This window comes from Streptomyces herbicida, assembly GCF_032656585.1.
GTDB lineage: Bacteria > Actinomycetota > Actinomycetes > Streptomycetales > Streptomycetaceae > Streptomyces > Streptomyces herbicida.
This window is the reverse complement of sequence record NZ_JAUYWJ010000001.1, coordinates 378,294-400,495: the sequence shown is the minus strand read 5'-3', so window position 1 is coordinate 400,495 and position 22,202 is coordinate 378,294. Positions and strand designations below refer to the sequence as shown.

Annotated in this window: 21 protein-coding genes; 13 read left to right on the top strand and 8 right to left on the bottom strand. The window is 69.7% G+C overall.

Annotated features, from left to right (window positions below; genetic code table 11):
• The first annotated feature begins 100 nt into the window (after nt 1-100).
• Nucleotides 101-691: a malonic semialdehyde reductase gene (locus Q8A52_RS01790; protein ID WP_316748001.1), complete on the top strand. Its 591-nt coding sequence runs from the start codon at nt 101-103 to the stop codon at nt 689-691.
• A 61-nt stretch (nt 692-752) separates the two neighbouring features.
• Here Q8A52_RS01790 and Q8A52_RS01785 read toward each other — a convergent pair whose 3' ends face one another.
• Nucleotides 753-1,277 (bottom strand): DUF4245 domain-containing protein, encoded by a 525-nt coding sequence (locus Q8A52_RS01785; RefSeq protein ID WP_316747999.1) that lies wholly within the window; start codon nt 1,275-1,277, stop codon nt 753-755.
• A gap of 126 nt (nt 1,278-1,403) precedes the next feature.
• Between Q8A52_RS01785 and glpX the strand changes: the two genes are divergently transcribed.
• Entirely contained in the window at nt 1,404-2,438 is a 1,035-nt protein-coding gene (gene glpX / locus Q8A52_RS01780) for a class II fructose-bisphosphatase (protein ID WP_316747997.1), read from the top strand.
• Nucleotides 2,439-2,497: 59 nt separating this feature from the next.
• Here the strand turns inward: glpX and Q8A52_RS01775 are convergent, their stop codons facing one another.
• Nucleotides 2,498-2,875 carry a WhiB family transcriptional regulator gene (locus Q8A52_RS01775; RefSeq protein WP_316747995.1) on the bottom strand — a complete coding sequence of 126 codons (378 nt, stop codon included), beginning with the start codon at nt 2,873-2,875 and terminating at the stop codon, nt 2,498-2,500.
• A gap of 174 nt (nt 2,876-3,049) precedes the next feature.
• On the bottom strand, nt 3,050-3,751 hold the full coding sequence (locus Q8A52_RS01770; RefSeq protein ID WP_316747992.1) for a DUF1707 SHOCT-like domain-containing protein: 702 nt from the start codon (nt 3,749-3,751) through the stop codon (nt 3,050-3,052).
• A 201-nt stretch (nt 3,752-3,952) separates the two neighbouring features.
• On the opposite strand from Q8A52_RS01770, the gene Q8A52_RS01765 reads away from it, so the two are divergent.
• The 4 genes from Q8A52_RS01765 to Q8A52_RS01750 all read left to right on the top strand — a co-directional run bounded on the left by Q8A52_RS01765 (nt 3,953) and on the right by Q8A52_RS01750 (nt 10,471).
• Complete coding sequence (locus Q8A52_RS01765; RefSeq protein WP_316747990.1) at nt 3,953-5,620, top strand: fumarate hydratase; 1,668 nt, start codon at nt 3,953-3,955, stop codon at nt 5,618-5,620.
• 296 nt (nt 5,621-5,916) lie between these two features.
• Nucleotides 5,917-7,302: a class II fumarate hydratase gene (locus tag Q8A52_RS01760; protein WP_316747988.1), complete on the top strand. Its 1,386-nt coding sequence runs from the start codon at nt 5,917-5,919 to the stop codon at nt 7,300-7,302.
• An 84-nt stretch (nt 7,303-7,386) separates the two neighbouring features.
• Nucleotides 7,387-8,088, top strand: a complete 702-nt coding sequence (gene fomD / locus Q8A52_RS01755) for a cytidylyl-2-hydroxypropylphosphonate hydrolase (RefSeq protein ID WP_316747986.1) — start codon at nt 7,387-7,389, stop codon at nt 8,086-8,088.
• A gap of 280 nt (nt 8,089-8,368) precedes the next feature.
• A complete protein-coding gene (locus Q8A52_RS01750) occupies nt 8,369-10,471 on the top strand; it encodes a SpoIIE family protein phosphatase (protein ID WP_316747984.1) in 2,103 nt (700 codons plus the stop codon).
• Between the two features lie 80 nt (nt 10,472-10,551).
• Here the strand turns inward: Q8A52_RS01750 and Q8A52_RS01745 are convergent, their stop codons facing one another.
• Entirely contained in the window at nt 10,552-12,870 is a 2,319-nt protein-coding gene (locus Q8A52_RS01745) for a transglycosylase domain-containing protein (protein WP_316747982.1), read from the bottom strand.
• A 248-nt stretch (nt 12,871-13,118) separates the two neighbouring features.
• Between Q8A52_RS01745 and Q8A52_RS01740 the strand changes: the two genes are divergently transcribed.
• The 5 genes from Q8A52_RS01740 to Q8A52_RS01720 all read left to right on the top strand — a co-directional run bounded on the left by Q8A52_RS01740 (nt 13,119) and on the right by Q8A52_RS01720 (nt 17,991).
• Nucleotides 13,119-14,063, top strand: a complete 945-nt coding sequence (locus Q8A52_RS01740) for an SPFH domain-containing protein (RefSeq protein WP_316747981.1) — start codon at nt 13,119-13,121, stop codon at nt 14,061-14,063.
• Nucleotides 14,009-14,296: a hypothetical protein gene (locus Q8A52_RS01735; RefSeq protein ID WP_316747980.1), complete on the top strand. Its 288-nt coding sequence runs from the start codon at nt 14,009-14,011 to the stop codon at nt 14,294-14,296. Before Q8A52_RS01740 ends, Q8A52_RS01735 begins: the two co-directional genes overlap by 55 nt.
• A gap of 115 nt (nt 14,297-14,411) precedes the next feature.
• Nucleotides 14,412-14,936 carry a PadR family transcriptional regulator gene (locus tag Q8A52_RS01730; RefSeq protein WP_316747979.1) on the top strand — a complete coding sequence of 175 codons (525 nt, stop codon included), beginning with the start codon at nt 14,412-14,414 and terminating at the stop codon, nt 14,934-14,936.
• The gene (locus Q8A52_RS01725) at nt 14,933-15,622 is read left to right on the top strand and encodes an ABC transporter ATP-binding protein (protein WP_316747978.1); all 690 of its coding nucleotides are present in this window, start codon (nt 14,933-14,935) and stop codon (nt 15,620-15,622) included. The genes Q8A52_RS01730 and Q8A52_RS01725 overlap by 4 nt, the downstream gene beginning before the upstream one ends.
• A 68-nt stretch (nt 15,623-15,690) precedes the next feature.
• Complete coding sequence (locus Q8A52_RS01720) at nt 15,691-17,991, top strand: ABC transporter permease (protein ID WP_316747977.1); 2,301 nt, start codon at nt 15,691-15,693, stop codon at nt 17,989-17,991.
• Between the two features lie 55 nt (nt 17,992-18,046).
• Here the strand turns inward: Q8A52_RS01720 and Q8A52_RS01715 are convergent, their stop codons facing one another.
• The 4 genes from Q8A52_RS01715 to Q8A52_RS01700 form a co-directional block, all read right to left on the bottom strand.
• Nucleotides 18,047-18,475: a hypothetical protein gene (locus Q8A52_RS01715; protein ID WP_316747975.1), complete on the bottom strand. Its 429-nt coding sequence runs from the start codon at nt 18,473-18,475 to the stop codon at nt 18,047-18,049.
• A 4-nt stretch (nt 18,476-18,479) separates the two neighbouring features.
• Nucleotides 18,480-18,866 (bottom strand): roadblock/LC7 domain-containing protein, encoded by a 387-nt coding sequence (locus tag Q8A52_RS01710; RefSeq protein WP_316747973.1) that lies wholly within the window; start codon nt 18,864-18,866, stop codon nt 18,480-18,482.
• Between the two features lie 59 nt (nt 18,867-18,925).
• On the bottom strand, nt 18,926-19,834 hold the full coding sequence (locus tag Q8A52_RS01705; protein ID WP_316747972.1) for a MarR family transcriptional regulator: 909 nt from the start codon (nt 19,832-19,834) through the stop codon (nt 18,926-18,928).
• A 186-nt stretch (nt 19,835-20,020) separates the two neighbouring features.
• Nucleotides 20,021-20,974: a LysR substrate-binding domain-containing protein gene (locus Q8A52_RS01700; RefSeq protein ID WP_316747971.1), complete on the bottom strand. Its 954-nt coding sequence runs from the start codon at nt 20,972-20,974 to the stop codon at nt 20,021-20,023.
• 133 nt (nt 20,975-21,107) lie between these two features.
• Between Q8A52_RS01700 and Q8A52_RS01695 the strand changes: the two genes are divergently transcribed.
• A complete protein-coding gene (locus Q8A52_RS01695) occupies nt 21,108-21,662 on the top strand; it encodes a peroxiredoxin (RefSeq protein WP_316747970.1) in 555 nt (184 codons plus the stop codon).
• A 1-nt stretch (nt 21,663) separates the two neighbouring features.
• Nucleotides 21,664-22,197 (top strand): alkyl hydroperoxide reductase, encoded by a 534-nt coding sequence (locus Q8A52_RS01690; protein WP_316748741.1) that lies wholly within the window; start codon nt 21,664-21,666, stop codon nt 22,195-22,197.
• The last annotated feature ends 5 nt before the right edge of the window (nt 22,198-22,202 follow it).

Genomic DNA, 22,202 nt, shown 5'->3' with positions numbered 1-22,202 from the left:
CCCCGGTTTTGGTTGAAGCTTGAACTTCATTGGCGTACGTTCGGATGCGTAAGCCGGTCCGGCATTCCGGGACCGGACACGCATTCGAGGAAGTTCACGCATGTCTCTCGTTCTTGACCCCGCCGCCCAGGACCTGCTGTTCCGCGAGGCCCGCACCGCGAACACCTTCACCGACGAGCCGGTGACCGAGGAGCAGGTCCAGGCGATCTACGACCTCGTGAAGTTCGGCCCGACCGCCTTCAACCAGAGCCCGCTGCGCATCACCCTGGTCCGCTCCCCCGAGGCCCGCGAGCGCCTGGTCCAGCACATGGCCGAGGGCAACCAGGCCAAGACGGCCACCGCCCCGCTGGTCGCGATCCTCTCCGCGGACAACGAGTTCCACGAGGAGCTGCCGGCCCTCTTCCCGCACTTCCCGCAGGCCAAGGACGTGTTCTTCGGCGAGCGCCCGGCCCGTGAGGGTTCCGCCGCGATGAACGCCGCCCTGCAGGCCGCGTACTTCATCATCGGCATCCGCGCCGCGGGCCTGGCCGCCGGCCCGATGACCGGTCTCGACTTCGCCAGCGTCCAGAAGGAGTTCCTGGACGCCGACCACACTCCGCTGATGGTCGTCAACATCGGCAGGCCGGGCGAGGACGCCTGGTTCCCGCGCTCGCCGCGACTGGCGTACGACGACGTCATCACGACGGTCTGAGCATCCCGCGCACGACAGGGGCCCCCGGCGGTACCGGGGCCCCTGTCGTGCGCGCGGGCGCTCACGCCATCTTCAGCGCCTGCGCCATCTTCGTCAGCTGCGCAAACGACGCCGTACCCGCCACCACCGTCGTGGAGCCGTGCGTGCCCTCCAGTACGAGGGCGTCGTAGCGGCCGCCGGTGTAGCGCGTCCAGGTGCGGTCGCCGATCCGCTCGGTGACCTTGGTCGCGCTCGCCCCCTGGCTGGCCGCGTCGATGAAGTCGGCTCGCTTCTGAGTCGACTGCTCGACCTGCACGTACTCACCGTCGGGGTTCTGGAAGCCGAGGTGCCAGCGGTCGAAGTTCTCCCCCTGGAAGCGCACGGAAGTCGCCTTCCAGGCGTCCGGCAGACCCTCGGGCGCGGCCACCGGGTAGGTCGCGGCGCGGCGCGCCGTCAGGAGCTCCACGCTGTAGTCCACCCGCTTGAGGTCGGGAGCGTGGTCGTCGTGCGGGATGAAGAGATAGATCACGCCCGCCGCGATCCCGATGAGGCCCAGGGAGAGAATCATGTCCCGGACCGTCTTCTGCTTGCCGTTCGAACCTGCCACGCCCCCTATCGTCGCAGGTGTCCGGCGCGCTCATCCGTGGGGGGCCCTGCTCATTTTGTCTGCCTAACGATAGAGTCGTGGGGCAACCCTCATCCGGCCGTCGTCGTATCAGAAAGGTGCGCTCCGATGACCGAGAATCATCATCTGCCCTCCGAGCTGGAAGTACCCTCCGAGGCCCCCGACCGCAACCTCGCCCTGGAACTCGTCCGGGTGACCGAAGCCGCCGCCATGGCCGCCGGCCGCTGGGTCGGGCGCGGTGACAAGAACGGCGCCGACGGTGCTGCGGTGCGCGCCATGCGGACCCTCGTCTCCACCGTCTCGATGAACGGCGTCGTCGTCATCGGCGAGGGCGAGAAGGACGAAGCGCCGATGCTCTTCAACGGAGAGCGCGTCGGCGACGGGACCGGCCCCGAGTGCGACATCGCCGTCGACCCGATCGACGGCACCACGCTGACCGCCAAGGGCATGCCGAACGCCATCGCGGTGCTGGCCGCCGCCGACCGCGGCACGATGTTCGACCCGTCCGCCGTCTTCTACATGGACAAGCTCGTCACCGGGCCCGAGGCCGCCGACTTCGTCGACATCGACGCGCCCGTGTCCGTCAACATCCGCCGGATCGCCAAGGCCAAACGGTCCACGCCCGAGGACGTCACCGTCGTCATCCTCGACCGGCCGCGGCACGAGGGCATCATCAAGGAGGTCCGGGAGGCCGGCGCGCGCATCAAGCTGATCTCGGACGGCGACGTCGCCGGCTCGATCTACGCGCTGCGCGAGGGCACCGGCGTGGACCTGCTGCTGGGCATCGGTGGCACCCCCGAGGGCATCATCTCGGCCTGCGCCGTGAAGTGCCTCGGCGGCACCATCCAGGGCAAGCTGTGGCCGAAGGACGACGAGGAGCGGCAGCGGGCCATCGACGCCGGACACGACCTCGACCGGGTGCTCACCACGAACGACCTGGTCTCCGGCGACAACGTCTTCTTCGTCGCCACCGGCATCACCGACGGTGAGCTGCTGCGGGGTGTGCGGTACCGGTCGGAGACCGCGACGACCGACTCGATCGTGATGCGGTCGAAGTCCGGCACGGTCCGCCGGATCGACTCGGAGCACCGGCTGAGCAAGCTGCGTGCGTACAGCGCGATCAACTTCGACAGGGCGAAGTAGACCGCGCTCGAGGCTTACACGGGGCGCCCCCTGGTGCGGAGGGGGCGCCTCTGCATGTTTCAGCCCGCCTGCGCTATGCGGGTCGTCGTCCGCGAGGCCTTCTTCAGTTCCATGTCGCGGCGGCGCCGCCGGGCCAGAACCACCCGGCGTTCGGCCGCGGTGAGGCCGCCCCAGACGCCGTACGGCTCGGGCTGCAGCAGTGCGTGCTCACGGCATTCGACCATCACCGGACAGCGCGCGCAGACCCGCTTGGCCGCCTCCTCTCGCGACAGCCTCGCCGCCGTGGGCTCCTTGGAAGGTGCGAAGAACAAGCCGGCCTCGTCGCGCCGGCACACCGCCTCGGTGTGCCAGGGTGCGTCTTGGTCCCTGTCCTGCGCCGGCCCCCGCTGGGCCGGAACGGCAGCTACCTGCAGGGACGAATGCGGCGGTTGCAGCACGGTCTACTCCTGACGACGGCTTCGCGAGCGAGAGACGATGCTGCAAGCCCTACCCGCTGTACGCGAGCCTATGCACTGCGTTCCGAACCGCAGGCGCGCGGCGGCTTGTTCACGACCCTGTGCGCCGTCCGCGGGAGGACCGATTCGTTCCGTTTCCGGCCCGATTCACAACCGTCAACGATCGAGGTGTTTGCGCAAAGTCCTGTCGGCCTTGTCCTGAACACGGTCGAGGATGTCCGCGACGAGCTTGCCGCGCTTCGGCCGCGCCTCGACATTGCCCAGTACGGCCCACCCGTCCACGTAGACGACAGGCGCCTCGGACTCGACCGAATCCAGCGGGGAGACCTCGAAGTTGCCGAGGACGCCGCCGCCGGTGCCACGCAGCGACACATTCTCCGGCACGCGGATCTGGACGTCGCCGAAGACCGAGACCGCCTTGATCACGACGTGCTGGTACTCGAAGATCGCCTCGCTGAGGTCGATCTCGACGGTGCCGAAGATCGCGTACGCGTGCAAGCGGCGCCCGGCACGCCAACGCCCCCGGCGCATGGCACTGCTGAACACGGCGACAACGTTGGCGTCCGCCTCGGCCGGTATCGCGCCCGGCGCGGGGCGGGGCGGCACGGGCGTGTAGGCCGGGGCCGCCGGACGCTCGTGGGCGGCGGGCAGGTCCCGGATGAAGACCTCCAGCTCGCCCACCGTCTTGGCGTTCAGCACCCCCTCCACGCGCTCTGCGTGCTCGTCGGCGGTCAGGCGCCCCTCGGCGAGGGCGTCGCGCAGGATGTCGGCGATGCGGTCACGGTCGGCGTCCGAGGCGCGCAGCTCGGCGACGGGAGGCGCCGTGCGCTCCTGCTGAGGGTGCTTCTGAAGGTCCACGGCAGCAGCGTACCGAAACGCGATAGATCGCGACTAGGGGTGTGGACAACCCCGCGCGTCGCGAACTGAGCCTTACCTCACAGGTTCCGTGTCTGCCGCAGGTTCTACGCTGGTGAGGCCCGTCGACGCCGACGGGCCACAGGCGCGCCCCGGAGACGAGCCGCCTGGAAAAGCTGCCTGTCGAGTGAGGAATGGGCGAAGATGCCTGAGTTCGCGTACACCGATCTGCTCCCCATGGGAGAGGACGCCACCCCGTACCGGCTGGTGACCTCCGAAGGTGTCTCCACCTTCGAGGCCGACGGGCGGACGTTCCTCAAGGTGGAGCCGGAGGCGCTGCGCAAGCTGGCCGAGGAGGCCATCCACGACATCCAGCACTATCTGCGCCCGGCCCACCTCGCGCAGCTGCGCCGCATCATCGACGACCCTGAGGCGTCGGCGAACGACAAGTTCGTCGCGCTGGACCTGCTGAAGAACGCGAACATCGCGGCGGCCGGTGTGCTGCCCATGTGCCAGGACACCGGCACGGCGATCGTCATGGGCAAGCGCGGCCAGAACGTCCTCACCGAAGGTGAGGACGAGAAGGCACTGTCCCACGGCATCTACGACGCCTACACCAAGCTGAACCTGCGCTACTCGCAGATGGCTCCGCTCACCATGTGGGAGGAGAAGAACACCGGCTCCAACCTCCCGGCGCAGATCGAGCTGTACGCGACCGACGGCGGCGCGTACAAGTTCCTGTTCATGGCGAAGGGCGGCGGCTCCGCCAACAAGTCGTTCCTGTACCAGGAGACGAAGGCCGTCCTGAACGAGGCCTCCATGATGAAGTTCCTGGAGGAGAAGATCCGTTCGCTCGGTACGGCCGCCTGTCCGCCGTACCACCTGGCGATCGTCGTCGGCGGTACGTCCGCCGAGTACGCCCTGAAGACCGCGAAGTACGCCTCCGCGCACTACCTGGACGAGATCCCGGCCGAGGGTTCGCCGCTCGGCCACGGTTTCCGGGACAAGGAGCTGGAGGAGAAGGTCTTCGAGCTGACGCAGAAGATCGGTATCGGCGCGCAGTTCGGCGGCAAGTACTTCTGCCACGACGTCCGTGTGGTGCGTCTCCCCCGCCACGGGGCGTCCTGCCCGGTGGCGATCGCCGTGTCCTGCTCGGCGGACCGCCAGGCCATCGCGAAGATCACCGCCGAGGGTGTCTTCCTGGAGCAGCTGGAAACGGACCCGGCGCGATTCCTGCCGGAGACGACGGACGAGCACCTCGAGTCCGACGGTGACGTCGTCCGCATCGACCTCAACCAGCCGATGGACGACATTCTGGCCGAGCTGACCAAGTACCCGGTCAAGACCCGGCTGTCCCTCAGCGGCCCGCTGGTCGTAGCGCGTGACATCGCGCACGCCAAGATCAAGGAGCGGCTGGACGCGGGTGAGGAGATGCCGCAGTACCTGAAGGACCACCCGGTGTACTACGCCGGCCCGGCGAAGACCCCCGAGGGCTACGCCTCCGGCTCCTTCGGTCCGACCACGGCCGGGCGCATGGACTCCTACGTCGCGCAGTTCCAGGCGGCGGGGGGCTCCAAGGTGATGCTCGCCAAGGGCAACCGCAGCAGGCAGGTCACGGACGCGTGCGGCACGCACGGCGGCTTCTACCTCGGCTCGATCGGCGGCCCGGCCGCGCGGCTCGCCCAGGACTGCATCAAGAAGGTCGAGGTCGTCGAGTACGAGGAGCTCGGCATGGAGGCCGTCTGGAAGATCGAGGTCGAGGACTTCCCGGCGTTCATCGTCGTCGACGACAAGGGCAACGACTTCTTCCAGGACCCCGCCCCGGCGCCGACGTTCACTTCGATCCCGGTGCGGGGCCCCGGGCTGGCGTAGTTCCCCGGGCGCGGCGGGGGCACTTCTCGCCCCCGCCGCCCCTACCCGACCCATCCCCAGGGGCTCCACCCCTTCAACCCTTCCGGGGCCCCGGCCCCAGCGATCCGACGGACCTCGTCCTCAAACGCCCGACGGGCCGAGCGGTGCCGCAGGCCGAACAAGTTGAACGACCGTGCGCCTCCGCACGGGCAGTTGCCGCAGTTCGCGTACCGACCGGCCCCGAAGCCGTCGAAGTTGGCCCACCCGGGTGGCCCAGAGGTCGGAACATCCGCGCCGTCCCGGTCGCTATAAGCGGCATGAGCGAATACCGCATCGAGCACGATTCCATGGGCGAGGTCCGCGTCCCCCTCGACGCCAAGTGGCGGGCGCAGACCCAGCGTGCCGTCGAGAACTTTCCCGTCTCCGGTCACCGCATCGAGCGCGCCCACATCGAGGCGCTCGCCCGGATCAAGGGGGCCGCGGCGAAGGTGAACGCCGGGCTCGGGGTGCTCGACAAGGACGTCGCCGAGGCGATCCAGGACGCGGCCGCGGAGGTGGCCGAGGGGAAGTGGGACGAGCACTTCCCGGTGGACGTGTTCCAGACGGGGTCCGGCACCTCGTCCAACATGAACACCAACGAGGTGATCGCCACGCTGGCGAGCGAGCGGCTCGGCCGGGACGTGCATCCGAACGACCACGTCAACGCCTCGCAGTCGTCCAACGACGTCTTCCCCTCCTCCCTGCACATCGCCGCCACCGCCGCCGTCACCCGCGATCTGATCCCGGCCCTGGAGCACCTCGCCGGCTCCCTGGAGCGCAAGGCCGAGGAGTTCGGTGACGTGGTGAAGTCGGGGCGGACCCATCTGATGGACGCGACGCCCGTGACACTGGGCCAGGAGTTCGGCGGGTACGCCGCCCAGGTGCGGTACGGGATCGAGCGGCTGAACGCCTCCCTGCCGCGGCTGGCCGAGCTGCCGCTGGGCGGCACGGCCGTGGGGACCGGGATCAACACCCCGCCCGGGTTCTCCGCCGCCGTGATCGAGGAGGTGGCCCGCACCACCGGGCTGCCCCTCACCGAGGCACGCGACCATTTCGAGGCGCAGGGTGCACGCGACGGGATCGTGGAGACCAGCGGGCAGCTGCGGACCATCGCCGTCGGGCTCACGAAGATCGCCAATGATCTGCGGTGGATGGCGTCGGGGCCGCGGACCGGGCTCGCCGAGATCCAGCTCCCGGACCTCCAGCCGGGCTCCTCGATCATGCCCGGCAAGGTCAACCCGGTCATCCCGGAGGCCGTGCTCATGGTCTGCGCGCAGGTCGTCGGCAACGACGTGACCATCGCCACGGCCGGCGCCTCCGGGAACTTCGAGCTCAATGTGATGCTTCCGGTCATCGCGAAGAACGTGCTGGAGTCGATCCGGCTGCTCGCCAACGTCTCGCGGCTGCTTGCCGACCGGACCGTCGACGGGATCACCGCCAACCGGGAACGGGCCCGCGAGTACGCCGAGTCGTCACTCTCCGTGGTCACCCCGCTCAACAAGTACATCGGGTACGAGGAAGCCGCGAAGGTCGCCAAGAAGGCCCTGGCGGACCGGAAGACGATCCGCCAAGTGGTGCTGGAGGGCGGGTACGTGGAGCGCGGCGACCTCACCCTGGAGCAGCTCGACGAGGCGCTGGATGTCCTGCGTATGACGCGTGCGTAACCGCCGGCGGACCATTCGCCCCGCCGGGCCAGAACCGTGACGCGCACCGCAGCGTCGTATGCCTACGGCACCTAATATCTGTGCATGGCAGACGGCGGAGCGGTGAGACGCATGGAGCGCGAGGAAGCGGGCGGTTCGGCGGGCTACTGGGCGCCCGGAAGTCACATCCTGTGGCGGTACCGGGAGAATGCCGGCCGGCGCTTCCACATCGCACGCCCCGTCACCGTCGTCCGGGACGACGCGGACCTGCTCGCCGTGTGGATGGCGCCAGGCACCGAGTGCATGAAGCCGGTGCTCGCCGACGGTACGCCGGTGCACGTGGAGCCGCTGGAGTCCCGGTACACCAAGCCGCGCACGGTGGAGGTCGGCCGCTGGTTCGGCACCGGGGTGCTGAAGCTGGCCCGGCCCGGTGAGCCCTGGTCGGTGTGGCTGTTCTGGGAGCCGGGCTGGCGTTTCAAGAACTGGTACGTCAATCTTGAGCAGCCGCTGGCCCGTTGGGACGGCGGAGTGGACTCCGAGGACCATTTTCTGGACATCTCCGTTCACCCGGACCGCAGTTGGCACTGGCGCGACGAGGACGAGTTCGCGCAGGCCCAGCGGGACGGACTGATGGACGCCCGGCTGGCCGGGCAGGTGCGGGAGGCGGGGCGGACCGTGGTGGAGGTGATCCGCGCCTGGGGGCCGCCGTTCTCGGAAGGCTGGCAGCACTGGCGCCCGGATCCGTCCTGGGCTGTACCTTCACTTCCGGAGGACTGGGACCGTACGCCAGCGCATGTGTCCTCATGAGACCCTTGATGCGCCCCCGGTCCACAACCGTAGGATCGTCCTCCGCAAGGGTGCGCAGCAGCAACTCCCGGAACATGCACCGGGCTTGACCGAACGTCACCGAGGGGCGGCAGGACGTGAGCGAGGGGTACGAGGGCAACACCGGCACGGGCCGCAGAAGGTTCGCCGGTTGCACAGGAACAACCTCTGACCACGCGGGAATTCCGTTCCCGGGGCACGTATTCCGGGTATCGGGATTTCTGCGGGACGAACTGCGCGCGCGGCGCGCAGCCCCGGACGGATGGATTCGACACGCGTGACGGAGCACCCCACCTCCTCCTACGACCGCCCCCAGCCGGGCGTCGACCCCGCGGAGCCCCGCGGGGCGCTCCTGCGTTCCCCGAAGCCGCTCGGCGCCACCGCCTTACCCGCACAGGCCCGCACCGGCGAGACGCCCTCTTCGCCCGGTACGACCGCGCCCTGCGGCAAGGGGAAGGAGCCCCCAGTCAATCGTCCCGAGCACTCGCAGCCGGCCGCCGCCGAGACCGACACGCACCGCCCGCGTCCCACGCCGGAGGGCATTCCGCCCCAGCCCGGCGCCGAGCAGGAGCGGGCCACCGGTGGCCAGGACCGCCGTAGCGGGCGGGGGCTGCCGCCCGGGCGGCCGATGCCGATGCGGCGGGACGGGGACCGGCTGCGGTTCGTGGGCGCCGCGACCCGGCGGATCGCCCGTGGCATCGACCTCGACGAGATCGTGATGGGCCTGTGCCGGGCGACCGTACCGACCTTCTCGGACGCCATCCTCGTCTATCTGCGCGACCCGCTGCCGGTGGGCGACGAACGGCCCACCGGGCCGGTCGTGCTGCGGCTGCGCCGCACGGACCGGATTCCGGAGGAACGTGACACCGAGGGCGGCTTCCTGCCCGTGCAGGCCCCGGAGCCCGAGCCGGCGGAGCCGACAGGACTGTCGGAGCTGTCCTCGCTGACCGCCGAGCTGTGCGAGGTGCGGCCCGGCGGCGCGCTGAACGAGGTGCTGCGCGGGGTACGTCCCGTGTTCGCGGACGCGCCGGCCGCGCGCGCCGCGCTGCCCGAACTCCTGGGCGAGAGCGGCGAGTCGGTCGTCCCCGACGGACAGCACGCGATCCTCGCCCCGCTGCGCGGCCGCCGCCGGGTCATCGGTGCCGCGCTCTTCCTGCGCCGCCCGGAGCGCCTGGCCTTCGAGGCCGACGACCTGCTGGTCGCCGCCCAGCTGGCCACGCACAGCGCCCTGGGCATCGACAAGGCGGTGCTGTACGGCCGTGAGGCCTACATCGCCGACGAGCTCCAGCGCACCATGCTCCCGGAGACCCTGCCGCGCCCGACGGGCGTCCGGCTGGCCTCCCGCTACCTCCCCGCGGCCGAGACCGCCCGGGTCGGCGGCGACTGGTACGACGCCATCCCGCTGCCCGGCAGCCGGGTCGCGCTGGTCGTCGGGGACGTCATGGGCCACTCCATGACCTCCGCCGCGATCATGGGCCAGCTGCGCACCACCGCGCAGACCCTGGCCGGGCTCGACCTGCCGCCGCAGGAGGTGCTGCACCACCTCGACGAACAGGCCCAGCGCCTGGGCAGCGACCGGATGGCGACCTGCCTGTACGCGGTGTACGACCCGGTCTCGCACCGGATCACCATCGCCAACGCCGGCCATCCTCCGCCGGTGCTGCTGCACCTGGGCGGAAGGGCCGAGGTGCTGCGGGTGCCGCCGGGCGCGCCGATCGGCGTGGGCGGGGTCGACTTCGAGGCCGTGGAGCTGGACGCGCCCGCCGGGGCCACGCTGCTCCTGTACACCGACGGCCTCGTCGAGTCCCGGCTGCGGGACGTGTGGACCGGCATAGAGCAACTGCGCGAGAAGCTGGCGGCGACCGCCCAGCTGACCGGTCCCGACCACCCTCCGCCCCTCGAGGCCCTGTGCGACGAGGTGCTCGACATGCTCGGTCCGGGCGACCGGGACGACGACATCGCGCTGCTCGCCGCCCGCTTCGACGGGATCGCGCCGAGCGACGTGGCGTACTGGTTCCTGGAGCCGGAGGACGCGGCCCCCGGCCGGGCCCGCCGGCTGGCCCGGCGCGCGCTCGCCCGCTGGGGTCTGGAGGACCTCAGCGACTCGGTGGAACTCCTGGTCAGCGAGGTCGTCACCAACGCCGTGCGCTACGCGTCCCGTCCGGTCACCCTCCGGCTGCTGCGCACCGACGTGCTGCGCTGCGAGGTCGGCGACGACGTGCCGCAGCTGCCGCGGCTGCGGCAGGCACGGGCGACGGACGAGGGCGGGCGCGGACTGTACCTGGTCAACAAACTGGCCAGGCGGTGGGGCGCGACCCGGCTGAGCACCGGAAAGGTCGTCTGGTTCGAACTGAACCGGAGTTAGGCCCGGTTCGCGGCCGTCACCGAGCTCCTCAGGCCATCACGGCGCAGAGGGCGCCCGGACTGTCCGGGCGCCCTCTGGCGTCACTGCTGGTCGGCCGGGTTGAGCGGGTCGTCCGTGACGTCACCCGTCGGTGTGGCCGGCGGAGTCGTCGTCGGCGGCCTGGTCGTCGGGGTCTGGGTCGGCGCCTGGGTGGTCGGGGTCTGGGTCGGTGACTGCGTCGGCGTGCCGGACGGGCTCGGCGACTGGGAGGTCGGCGACTGGGACGGGGTCTGGGTCGGCGACGACGACCAGGTCGGCGTGTCGGTCGGCTCGACGGCGGCGCCCTGGGTGGCGTTCAGGTCGAACTTGGACTTTTCCGTGACGCCGAAGGTGTATGTGGCCCAGATCTGGGCCGGGTAGCCGCCGCCGTTGACCCGGAGGCCAGGGACCGGGAGCCCGGTCGCGCCCCTCAGCGAGACATGGTTCCCGGTCTTCTTGTCCTCGCCGAACAGGCCCACCGAGGTGACCAGGTCGGGGGTGTAGCCGGTGAACCACGCGGAACGGTTCTCGTCGGAGGTACCCGTCTTGCCCGCCACCTGCTGGCCGTTGCGCAGCGAGTTGCGCGCCACCGACTTGCTGGCCGTACCGTCGTCGACCACGCCGGTCAGCACCGAGGTCACCGTGTCGGCGGCGGTGCGGCTGATCACCGAGCTGCCGATCGGGTTCGGCATCTTCACTGAACGGTTCTTCTTCTCCGCCGACTTGACGATCGACGGCGTCACCTTCTGGCCGTGGTTGTCGAGGGTGGCGTAGATACCGGCCATTTCCAGCGGGCTGGCGCCCATGGAGCCCAGCGTCTGCGCGGGCACCGCCTGCATGCCCTTGGTGTCCATGCCCAGCTCCTTGGCTGTGCTCATCACGTTGTCCATGCCCACGTCGACGCCCATCTGCGCGAAGACCGAGTTGACGGACTGGTTCATGGCCTTCTGGACCGTGATGGGGCCGTAGTTCTGGTCGTCCTCGTTGGGCGGCGCGAAGCCGACCTTGGCGCCGTTGTCCACGACCGGGCGGCGGCTGGTGCCGTCGTACTTCGTGTTCGCGGCGATCTCGTTGCCGTCCTGCGTCTTGGCCTTGTCCTCCAGCGCGGCGGCGAGGATCACCGGCTTGAACGTCGACGCGGGCTGGTAGTCCCGGCGGGTCGCGTTGCTGAAGTAGTGCTTGAAGTAGTCCTGACCGCCGTACAACGCGACGATCTTGCCCGTCCTGGGGTCGACCGAGACGGCACCCGCCTGGACGTTCCCGTCCACCTTGCGCTTCTTCTTGTCGAGCTTGCCGGTCAGCTGGGTCTTGACCGCATCCTCCAGCGCCTGCTGCTTCTTCTTGTCGATGTTCAGGGTGATGGTCCAGCCCTGGTTCTCGACCTTCGCCTCCGCCTGGGACGGGGTGAGGCCCTCTTCCTCCATCAGCTGCTGTTCCAGCTGCTTGTTGGCGAGGTCGATCAGATAGCCCTTCTGGCCCTCCCGGCCCGGGGTGCCCTTCGGGTCCTTGGGTACGGGGAACTTCAGGGACTGGCGCTCGGCCGAGTCCAGCCAGCCCTCCTCGACCATGTTGTTCAGGACGTAGTTCCAGCGCTCCTTCACCAGCCGCTTGCCGGTGTCGGACGCGGCCGCCCAGTCGTACTGGCTCGGCGCCTGCAGCAGCGCGGCGAGATATGCGCCCTGCTCGACCTTCAGCTTCTCGGCGTCGACCCGGTAGTAGGCCTGCGCGGCGGCCTGGATGCCGTAGGCGCCACGGCCGTAGTAGCTGGTGTTGATGTAGCCCGCGAGGATGTCGTCCTTGGTCTTCTGGCGTTCCACCTTCAACGAGATGACCAGTTCCTTCAGCTTGCGCGTGACGGTCTGGTCCTGGTTGAGGTAGTAGTTCTTGACATACTGCTGAGTGATCGTCGAACCACCCTGCTTCCCCTTGCCGGAGAGGGTGTTGATCAGACCGCGGGCGGTGCCCTTCAGGTCGACGCCGGGGTCGTTGTAGAAGTTCTTGTTCTCGGCGGCCACGAAGGTCAGCTGGACCTTCCGGGGCACCTTGGTCAGATCGACGATCTCACGGTTGACCTTGCCGTCCCGGGCCAGGATCGTGCCGTCGCTGTACTTGTAGACATTGCTCTGCTGCTGCGCGAGCGGATTGCCGCTGGGGACGTCCACCATCAGGTACAGGACGATGAAGCCGGTGATGCCGAGGAGGCAGAAACCGAAGACCGTGCCGAGGATCTTCTTCCAGGTGAACAATCTGCGTATGCGGCCCTTGGCGGGCTTGCCCGGCCCGGTGGACCCGGCCGCGTGACCCGACGAGCGGCGCTTGGGCGCCGCTCGGTGGCCACCGCCACCGCGCTGACGCGCTCTTCGTTCTTCCGCTCGTCCCATGAGTACGTCTGCTCCCCGTCTCGGCTGTCACACAGGTGTTTGGCTCAGGTCAGCTCAGAAAACTAACACCGCTCTATATGACAAAGGGCGCCCGATCCGCTCTTTTACGGACGTGACAATCAGCACCCCATCCCAAGGGAACCGACGTACGAACGGGGCTCGAGGTTGCCAGGACGCGATAAAGTGATATCACTTGGATAGAGCGGTGCTAGACGAACGGCAGCGCCACGCGAACGGGGGACCCACCCATGTCCACACACGACACGCACGACACGCACGACCTGCGCGACGCACCCGAGATGCCTGCCCCCCGTGTGCGGGAGTTCACCGCGCACAGCATCGGCGGCGGGCTCGCGCTGCTGCTCGGGCTGACCGGGCTGCTGGTCACCTTCGGCCTCATCACCGCCTCCTCGACGGTCACCGCGGCCGGCGCCAAGGCCGGACTGCTCGTAGCGGGCGTGCTCGTCTTCCTCGCCTCCGTCATCGCGATGCGCGGACTGAACACGGTGGCGCCAGGCGAGGCGCGGGTGGTCCAGCTCTTCGGGCGGTACCGGGGGACGATCCGGCAGGACGGCCTGCGCTGGGTGAACCCCTTCACCTCGCGGACCCGGATCTCCACCCGGGTGCGCAACCACGAGACCGCCGTCCTCAAGGTGAACGACGCCTACGGCAACCCGATCGAGCTCGCCGCGGTCGTGGTCTGGAAGGTCCAGGACACCGCCCAGGCCGTCTTCGAGGTGGACGACTACACCGAGTTCGTCGCCACGCAAACGGAGACGGCGGTGCGGCACATAGCCATTGAGTACCCGTACGACGCCCACGACGAGGACGGGCTCTCACTGCGCGGCAACGCCGAGGAAATCACCGAGAAGCTCGCGGCCGAGCTGCACGCGCGCGTGGAGGCGGCCGGCGTGCGGATCATCGAGTCGCGCTTCACGCATCTCGCGTACGCTCCCGAGATCGCCTCCGCGATGCTCCAGCGGCAGCAGGCGGGTGCGGTGGTCGCGGCCCGGCGGCAGATCGTCGACGGAGCGGTCGGGATGGTGGAGGCGGCGCTCGCCCGGATCGCCGAGCGGGACATCGTGGAGCTGGACGAGGAGCGTAAGGCGGCGATGGTTTCCAATCTGATGGTGGTGCTGTGCGGGGACCGGGCGCCGCAGCCCGTCCTGAACACGGGGACCCTCTACCAGTGACGGATCCCTCCGGGGGTTCGGCCCCCCAGCGTCGGCCGCAGCAGCGCAAGCAGGTGCTGCTGCGGCTGGACCCGTCGGTGTACGAGGCGCTGGCGCGGTGGGCCGGGGACGAGCTGCGGTCGGCCAACGCACAGATCGAGTTCCTGCTGCGCAAGGCCCTGGCGGACGCCGGGCGGCTGCCGAAGGGCGCGGGCCCGATTCCCCGCCGTGGACGGCCCCCCGGGCCGGACTGACCGCCGTGTAGCAGAACTGTGACAATCGGCCCCCACCTGCGGGGCCGTACCCCCCGCCATGATCTACACACTCCGCGTATACATACTGCGTATACACCCTATGTAGAGTGCTGCCATGTCCATCGGTCACACCCTTCTGGGGCTCCTGGAGTCCGGCCCGCGCCACGGCTACGACTTGAAGCGGGCCTTCGACGAGAAGTTCGGTCACGACCGGCCGCTGCACTACGGCCAGGTCTACTCGACGATGTCCCGCCTGCTGAAGAACGGACTCGTCGAAGTCGACGGGATCGAGGCGGGCGGAGGCCCCGAGCGCAAGCGCTACGCGATCACGGACGCCGGGGTCACCGACGTCGAGCGGTGGCTGGCGACGCCGGAGAAGCCGGAGGAGTACCTCCAGTCGACCCTCTACACCAAGGTCGTCCTCGCGCTGCTCACGCACCGGAACGCGGCCGGCATCCTCGACACCCAGCGCTCCGAGCACCTGCGCAGCATGCGGATCCTGACCGACCGCAAGCGCAAGGGCGACCTCGCGGACCAGCTGATCTGCGACCACGCGCTGTTCCACCTGGAGGCGGACCTGCGCTGGCTGGAACTGACCGCGGCGCGCCTCGACAAGCTCCGTGCGGCGGTGGCCAAGTGACTCCTCCTCCCGGTTCCCTGCTCACCGCCCAGGACCTGCGCAAGGCGTACGGGCCGACCGTCGCGCTCGACGGCGCCGAGTTCTCCATCCACCCCGGTGAGGTCGTCGCCGTGATGGGCCCCTCCGGGTCCGGCAAGTCGACGCTGCTGCACTGTCTCGCGGGGATCGTGCCGCCGGACTCGGGCTCGATCACGTACAACGGGCAGGAGCTCGCGACGATGAACGACGCCCGGCGCAGCGCACTTCGGCGGTCCGAGTTCGGGTTCGTGTTCCAGTTCGGACAGCTCGTACCGGAGTTGACCTGTGTGGAGAACGTGGCCCTGCCACTGCGGCTGAACGGCACCTCCCGCAAGGAGGCCGAGCGGGCGGCACTGAGCTGGATGGAGCGGCTCGAGGTCGACGACCTGAAGGGCAAGCGGCCCGGCGAGGTGTCCGGCGGTCAGGGCCAGCGCGTCGCGGTGGCGCGGGCGCTGGTGACCGGGCCGCGGGTGCTGTTCGCCGACGAGCCGACCGGCGCGCTCGACTCCCTCAACGGCGAGCGCGTGATGGAACTGCTCACGGACGCGGCCCGCTCCACCAACGCCGCCGTCGTCCTGGTCACGCACGAGGCGCGGGTGGCCGCCTACTCCGACCGCGAGATCGTGGTGCGGGACGGCAAGTCCCGGGACATGGAGCGCGCCATATGAGTGCGCGGAGGGGGCACCTGACCGCTCGAGCGGAGCCGAGAGCCTGGGGGAGGTCCAGGGATCTGGCCATGGGGGCCCGGTTCGCCTTCACCGGCGGACGTGAGGGCTGGGTCCGGGCGCTGCTGACCGCGGTCGGCGTCGGACTCGGGGTGGCGCTGCTGCTGCTCACGACGGCGGTGCCGAACGCGCTGAACGAGCGTGACCGGCGCGGCAGCGCCCGGGACGACTTCACCTACAGCGGGAAGGTGATACCGAAGGCGGACGACACGCTCGTCGTCGGCCGCACCGACACGACGTTCCGCAGCGACGACGTGCGCGGCAGGCTCCTGGAGCCCGAGGGCGCACGGGCCCCGCTGCCGCCGGGCCTCGCGAAGTTCCCGGCGAAGGGCGAGATGGTCGTCTCGCCCGCGCTGAAGAAACTGCTCGAGTCCGGCTCCGGCAAGCTGCTGCGCGAACGCATCCCCTACCGCATCACCGGCACCATCGGGCAGTCCGGCCTGATCGGACCCGGCGAACTCGCCTACTACGCGGGCGCCCAGGGGCTCGAGAACCACCTGTCCGGCGGCAACGCCGAACGCATCGACCGCTTCGGGCCCTCCCCCGGGAACACTCAGGAGCCCCTGGACCCGGTCCTGCTGCTGCTCATCCTGATCGTCTTCACCGTGCTGCTGCTGCCGGTCGGCGTGTTCATCGCGGCGGCCGTGCGCTTCGGCGGCGAGCGCCGGGACCGCCGGCTCGCGGCGCTCAGGCTGGTCGGCGCGGACGGCCGGATGGCGCGCCGGATCGCCGCCGGCGAGGCGCTCGCCGGGGCACTGCTCGGGCTCGTCCTCGGCACCGGCTTCTTCCTGGCCGGGCGTCAGCTGGCGGCCCTGATGAGGGTGCGGGACATCAGCGTGTTCCCGAGCGACCTCAACCCGTCGCCCGGGCTCGTCGCGCTCGTCGCCGTCGCCGTGCCCGCGGCGGCCGTCCTGGTGACGCTGTTCGCCCTGCGCGGGGTGGTCATCGAACCGCTCGGCGTGGTCCGTACGGCGCAGCCGCCGCGGCGCCGGCTGTGGTGGCGGCTGCTGCTGCCGCTGGGCGGTCTGGCGATGCTCTACCCGATGATCGGCCAGGGCAACGACAACGGGAACTTCAACGAGTGGCTGGTGATCGGCGGCACGGTACTGCTCCTCGTCGGTATCACCGCCCTGCTGCCGTGGGTCGTCGAGGCCGTGGTGGCCCGGCTGAACTCCGGCTCGGTCTCCTGGCAACTGGCCATCCGCAGGCTTCAGTTGAGCAGCGGTACGGCCGCCCGCATGGTCAACGGCATCGCCGTCGCGGTGGCCGGGGCGATCGCGCTGCAGATGCTGTTCTCCGGGGTCGAGGGCGACTACACCAAGCAGACCGCCAACGACCTGACCCGGGCTCAGATGGAGGTCTCCACGAGCCACGTCGCCTCGCCTGCCGAGGCCGGCCGGCAGCTGGCGCAGACCAAGGGCGTGCGCCGCGCGTCGGCCATCTCGCTGACCTCGGTCGGGGACCGGGCCAAGGAGCCCGAGGCCGAGCTGGAGGTCGCCGTCGGCAGCTGCGCGGAGCTGCGCGAGGTGGCCCGGCTGGCGTCCTGCCGGAACGGCGACATCTTCCGGATCCTCGGCAGCGACTACGACAGCAAGACGAAGAAGCTCGCCGAGACGGGCAGCACCGTGTACTTCGACCCGTCGTACGAGGGCGCGCCGGGCCACCCGATGGCCTGGAAGGTGCCCTCCGGCATCAAGGCGGCGGAGCAGCGCGAGGATCCGACCGGCTACGCGCGCGGCGGCCTGCTGATCACCTCGGGCGCGCTGCCCAAGGGTGCGGCGCCCAGTCTGTACCAGAAGGTGTTCGTGATGCTGGACCCGTCGGTGCCGGACGCGCGTGAGAACGCGCGCAACACGGCCGCACGGCTGGATCCGCTGGCGAACGTGTTCAGCCTGGCGTCCAGTGAGCAGTCGTTGCAGTTCCGGTCCATCCGTACCGGCCTGTTCGTCGGAGCCAGCTGCGTCCTGGTGCTGATCGGCGCGAGCCTGCTGGTCTCCCAGCTGGAGCAGCTGCGCGAGCGCAAGAAGCTGCTGTCGTCGCTGATCGCCTTCGGCACCCGGCGCCGCACCCTGGGTCTGTCGGTGCTGTGGCAGACGGCGATCCCGATCGCGCTGGGCCTGCTGCTGGCGTCCACGGTGGGTCTGACGCTGGGCGCGGTCCTGCTGAAGATGACGAGCACCACGGTCCGCGTGGACTGGATGAGCGTCCTGTCGATGACCGGCGTGGGTGCCGGCGTCGTCATCGCCGTGACGCTGCTCAGCCTGCCGCCGCTGCTGCGGCTGATGCGGCCGGACGGGCTGCGCACGGAGTAGCCGCACCTCTTCGCGTGGGCCCCTTCCCGGTGGGAGGGGCCCACGCCCCGTGCGGTCACAGGCTGTGCTCCCGCACCACCCTCCGGGCCTGGGCGAACAGCATGCCGACGTTGACCGACTTGCGGCAGACGATCACGGCCACGACGTCCTGCTGCTCGTTCATGCGGATGAACAGGTGGGTGAGGTTCTCGCTGTTGACCAGGATCTCCTGGAAGAAGTGGCTGTCATTGGTGAGGCCGCGGCGCTCCTTGAAGATGTCCTCGATCATCACGACCGTCCGTCCCTGGAACAGGTCGAGCGTCGCGCCCGCCAGGAGGTCCAGGACCTCGGGCGGGTGATTGTCGACCGTCTCGTAGGAGAGCAGCATCCCGGTCGACATGTCGACCACACCTGCCGCGACGCAGTCCGGTGAATCACTGCGGAGCGATTTGACCAGACTCATCACCTGGTCGGAGAAACCCGGAGTCATACGCTTCGTCGCCATCCCTTCACACTCCTTCTGGTGTCTTGTCCATGAGGATCGAACCGATCCGGTCGAGGGCCGGGTGGGTCGCCCGGTGCAGGCGGTCCACATCCATCCCCTCGTCGCCCAGCACGACCATCAGGGCCGTGTCGCCCACGGCGTAGAAGGCGACGCAGCCGTGACTGCCGTACGTCACCGTCTGCCGCAGCACTCCGCGTGAGGTGGCCTCGGCCGTGCGGCGCGCCAGGCCGAGGCCGGCGGCCGCGAGTGCGGCGAGGCCCTCCGGGTCGATCGAGTCCGCCGTGTCAGCCGCGATGAGCATTCCGTCGGCGGCGGCCAGTGCTGTGTCGGTGATTCCGGTGACCCTTTCGCGCAGCCCGCGCATTTCCCGCGCCAGGGCTTCGTGATTCATGTGCTCAACTCCCTCGTTCCTGACTGGATTCGACCATTGCTGCCATCAACACGCCCTTTTCATTTGGCGGTTCCGTGCCGCAGCCGGAAGAACCCTTTCCAGCTCGTCCCGCTCTTGGTCGGGGCGAGGGCTTCGGTGATGCCGCTGGCGCCCGGCTCGCGGCGCGGCAGTTCGATGGGGGCGGGGGGCGGCTCCGGGTCCGGGGCGCGTGGGGGCGGCTCCCGGTGTCGTACGACCGGAGCCTCCATCGGCATCCGGACGGGTGTCCGGTCGGCCGGGGCGGCGCACTCCAGCAGCCCTTCGCCGAGCATGCGCGCCACCTCCACCGTGACGGTGTAGACCCCGCGACCGGTACGGAAGGCCAGGTCGCGGGCGGTGCGGCGGCCGTCGGCGTGGACGAGCAGCTCCTGTTGCAGCGGGGTGCGGGCGCGGTCCGCCGGGGCCACGGCCAGGGGTCGTTCCCGGTCGGGCCGCACGGGGTACGGCAGCGCGGCCACGGCGGCCAGTTTGCGCACCGCCTCCTGGAGCAGCCGGGCGGGTGTCTCGCCGACGGCGACCGGGGCGTGCGGCTCGGTGTCGGTGGCGGTCTCGCAGCCGTCCACCTGCCCGGCGACGATGGCGAAGGCCGCGTCGTGCAGGGCCATGACACAGACCACCCTGAGCTGGGCGGCTCCCGCGTAGCCGTGTGCGATCAGCCCGGCGGCCGGCCAGCGGGCCCCGCCGGACTCGCGCACCAGTTCCGCCCACTGCGCGCCGTCGATGCGGTCGGAGCGCAGCAGGAGCGCCTCGGGGGCGGGGGCGCCGGGGCTCTCGGCCGCGACCACGAGTCCGTCCCTCAGATGGAACGCGCCACCCGGGCTGCCCGGTACCCGCAGCTCTCCCGTGAATCCCTCGCGCCCGCACACGGTGAGGGCGTGCGCGAGCCGTCCGTAGCCGGCCCGGTCAAGGGAATCCCGAACGTCCGACATCACTCCCCTTGGCGTATCGGCATTTCGCACTGACGCTTGACGCGTCGCACCGAGGGAGTATGTGTATCAGTTCAGCGGCATATTTCTGCCGGGGATTTCCTACCTGTCTACAGCTGACGGAAGTTGGCATGTCCGGCTGCTCAAAACGCCTTGTTCGACACTCATTTGATCGAATGCGAAGCGAACTCAGTTGATGTTGTCGAGCACCCGTACGGGCAGCGGCCGCAGGGCCTCGCGCAGTGCTGCCGTCAGCTCCTTGTACTCGGCGCCGCGGGCCGATCCGGTGCGCATGACGAGGGCGATACGGCGGCTCGGGGCGGGTTCGGCGAAGTATCCGGTCAGGAGCTGATTGCTGCGGGTGGTCTCGACCTTGAGGGCGGTACGGGGGAGCAGGGTGCAGCCGAGCCCGCCGGCGACGAGCTGGACGAGGGTCGACAGGCCCGCGGCGGTGGTGGTGACCGGAGCGTCCTCCCGCCCCGCCTCGCGGCAGATGTCGAGGGCCTGGTCACGCAGGCAGTGCCCCTCGTCCAGGAGCAGCAGATTGAGCTCCTTGAGGGCCTCGCGCGGGATCCCCTCACGGCCGCCGAGCCAGTGGTCCAGCGGCGTGACGAGCACGAAGTCCTCGTCGAAGAGCGGAAGTTCGACGACGCCGGGCATGCCGAGGGGCACGGCGAGCAGCAGCAGGTCGAGGCGCCCGCCGGCCAGCCCGTCGAGCAGGCTGGCGGTCTGCTCCTCGTGCACCTGGAGATCGAGATCCGGGTACCGGTCGTGCACGAGCCGCAGGACGGTCGGCAGCAGATAGGGGGCGACGGTCGGAATGACCCCGAGCCGCAGCGCCCCCGTGAAGGGCGCACGGACCGCCTCGGCCTCCTCCAGCAGCGCTCCGACCTCCTCCAGCACCGCCTTCGCCCGTACCGCGAGACGCTCGCCGGCGGGCGAGAGCAGCACCTTCCGGGTCGTACGCTCGAGCAGGGTGACCCCGAGGGTCTCCTCCAGGGCCGAGACGGCGCCCGACAGGGCGGGCTGGCTCATCCCGATGGCGGCGGCCGCGTCCCGGAAGTGCAGATGCTCGGCCACGGCGGCAAAGGCCCGCAGCTGGGACAGGCTGGGCTGGCGCCGCCTCCCGCTACTCACGGTCACTGATAGATACCTCCGATCAACACGACCGAGTGTAGCTATTTCCCGTATCAATCACCCCTGTGTCAACATCGACAACGTCCAACCCATGGGAAACACCCGCGATCCGGGGGTTTCCTCGCTGCAAGGAGAGCGTGTGCTCACTGTCGGTGACAAGTTCCCCGAGTTCGAACTGACCGCCTGCGTCTCGCTGGAGAAGGGCCAGGAGTTCGAGACGATCAACCACAAGACCTACGAGGGCAAGTGGAAGATCGTCTTCGCCTGGCCCAAGGACTTCACCTTCGTGTGCCCGACCGAGATCGCCGCCTTCGGCAAGCTGAACGACGAGTTCGCCGACCGTGACGCCCAGGTGCTCGGCTTCTCCGGTGACTCCGAGTTCGTGCACCACGCCTGGCGCAAGGACCACGACGACCTGCGCGACCTGCCGTTCCCGATGATGGCGGACTCGAAGCACGAGCTCATGCGCGACCTCGGCATCGAGGGCGAGGACGGCTTCGCCAAGCGCGCCGTCTTCATCGTCGACCAGAACAACGAGATCCAGTTCTCCATGGTGACCGCCGGTTCCGTCGGCCGTAACCCCAAGGAGGTCCTGCGGGTCCTGGACGCTCTCCAGACGGACGAGCTCTGCCCGTGCAACTGGAGCAAGGGCGACGAGACGCTGGACCCGGTCGCGCTGCTGGCCGGTGAGTGAGTTGTCCCTCGACTCGCTCAAGTCCCGCATACCGGACTACGCCAAGGACCTGAAGCTCAACCTGGGCTCGGTCATCGGCAACTCGGACCTGCCGGCACAGCAGCTGTGGGGCACGGTGCTGGCGACCGCCATCGCCTCCCGCTCCCCCATCGTCCTGCGCGAGCTGGAGCCCGAGGCAAAGGCGAACCTGTCGCCGGAGGCGTACACCGCGGCGAAGGCAGCGGCCGCCGTCATGGCGATGAACAACGTCTTCTACCGCACCCGCCACCTGCTGTCCGACCACGAGTACGGCAGCCTGCGCGCGGGTCTGCGGATGAACGTCATCGGCAATCCCGGTGTCGACAAGGTCGACTTCGAGCTGTGGTCGTTCGCGGTCTCCGCGATCAACGGCTGCGGCCTGTGCCTCGACTCGCACGAGCAGGTGCTGCGCAAGGCGGGCGTCGACCGTGAGGTCATCCAGGAGTCCTTCAAGATCGCCTCGGTCGTCCAGGCGGTCGGGGTGACTCTGGAGGCGGAAGCGGTGCTCTCCGAGTAATTCGG

Coding starts and splice junctions, on each gene's coding strand:
- Q8A52_RS01750 (WP_316747984.1), top strand. CDS start 8,369: ATGGATTCGACACGCGTGACGGAGCACCCCACCTCCTCCTACGACCGC.
- Q8A52_RS01760 (WP_316747988.1), top strand. CDS start 5,917: ATGAGCGAATACCGCATCGAGCACGATTCCATGGGCGAGGTCCGCGTC.
- glpX (WP_316747997.1), top strand. CDS start 1,404: ATGACCGAGAATCATCATCTGCCCTCCGAGCTGGAAGTACCCTCCGAG.
- Q8A52_RS01710 (WP_316747973.1), bottom strand. CDS start 18,866: ATGAATCACGAAGCCCTGGCGCGGGAAATGCGCGGGCTGCGCGAAAGG.
- Q8A52_RS01765 (WP_316747990.1), top strand. CDS start 3,953: ATGCCTGAGTTCGCGTACACCGATCTGCTCCCCATGGGAGAGGACGCC.
- Q8A52_RS01715 (WP_316747975.1), bottom strand. CDS start 18,475: ATGGCGACGAAGCGTATGACTCCGGGTTTCTCCGACCAGGTGATGAGT.
- fomD (WP_316747986.1), top strand. CDS start 7,387: ATGGCAGACGGCGGAGCGGTGAGACGCATGGAGCGCGAGGAAGCGGGC.
- Q8A52_RS01745 (WP_316747982.1), bottom strand. CDS start 12,870: ATGGGACGAGCGGAAGAACGAAGAGCGCGTCAGCGCGGTGGCGGTGGC.
- Q8A52_RS01720 (WP_316747977.1), top strand. CDS start 15,691: ATGGGGGCCCGGTTCGCCTTCACCGGCGGACGTGAGGGCTGGGTCCGG.
- Q8A52_RS01705 (WP_316747972.1), bottom strand. CDS start 19,834: ATGTCGGACGTTCGGGATTCCCTTGACCGGGCCGGCTACGGACGGCTC.
- Q8A52_RS01740 (WP_316747981.1), top strand. CDS start 13,119: ATGTCCACACACGACACGCACGACACGCACGACCTGCGCGACGCACCC.
- Q8A52_RS01790 (WP_316748001.1), top strand. CDS start 101: ATGTCTCTCGTTCTTGACCCCGCCGCCCAGGACCTGCTGTTCCGCGAG.
- Q8A52_RS01730 (WP_316747979.1), top strand. CDS start 14,412: ATGTCCATCGGTCACACCCTTCTGGGGCTCCTGGAGTCCGGCCCGCGC.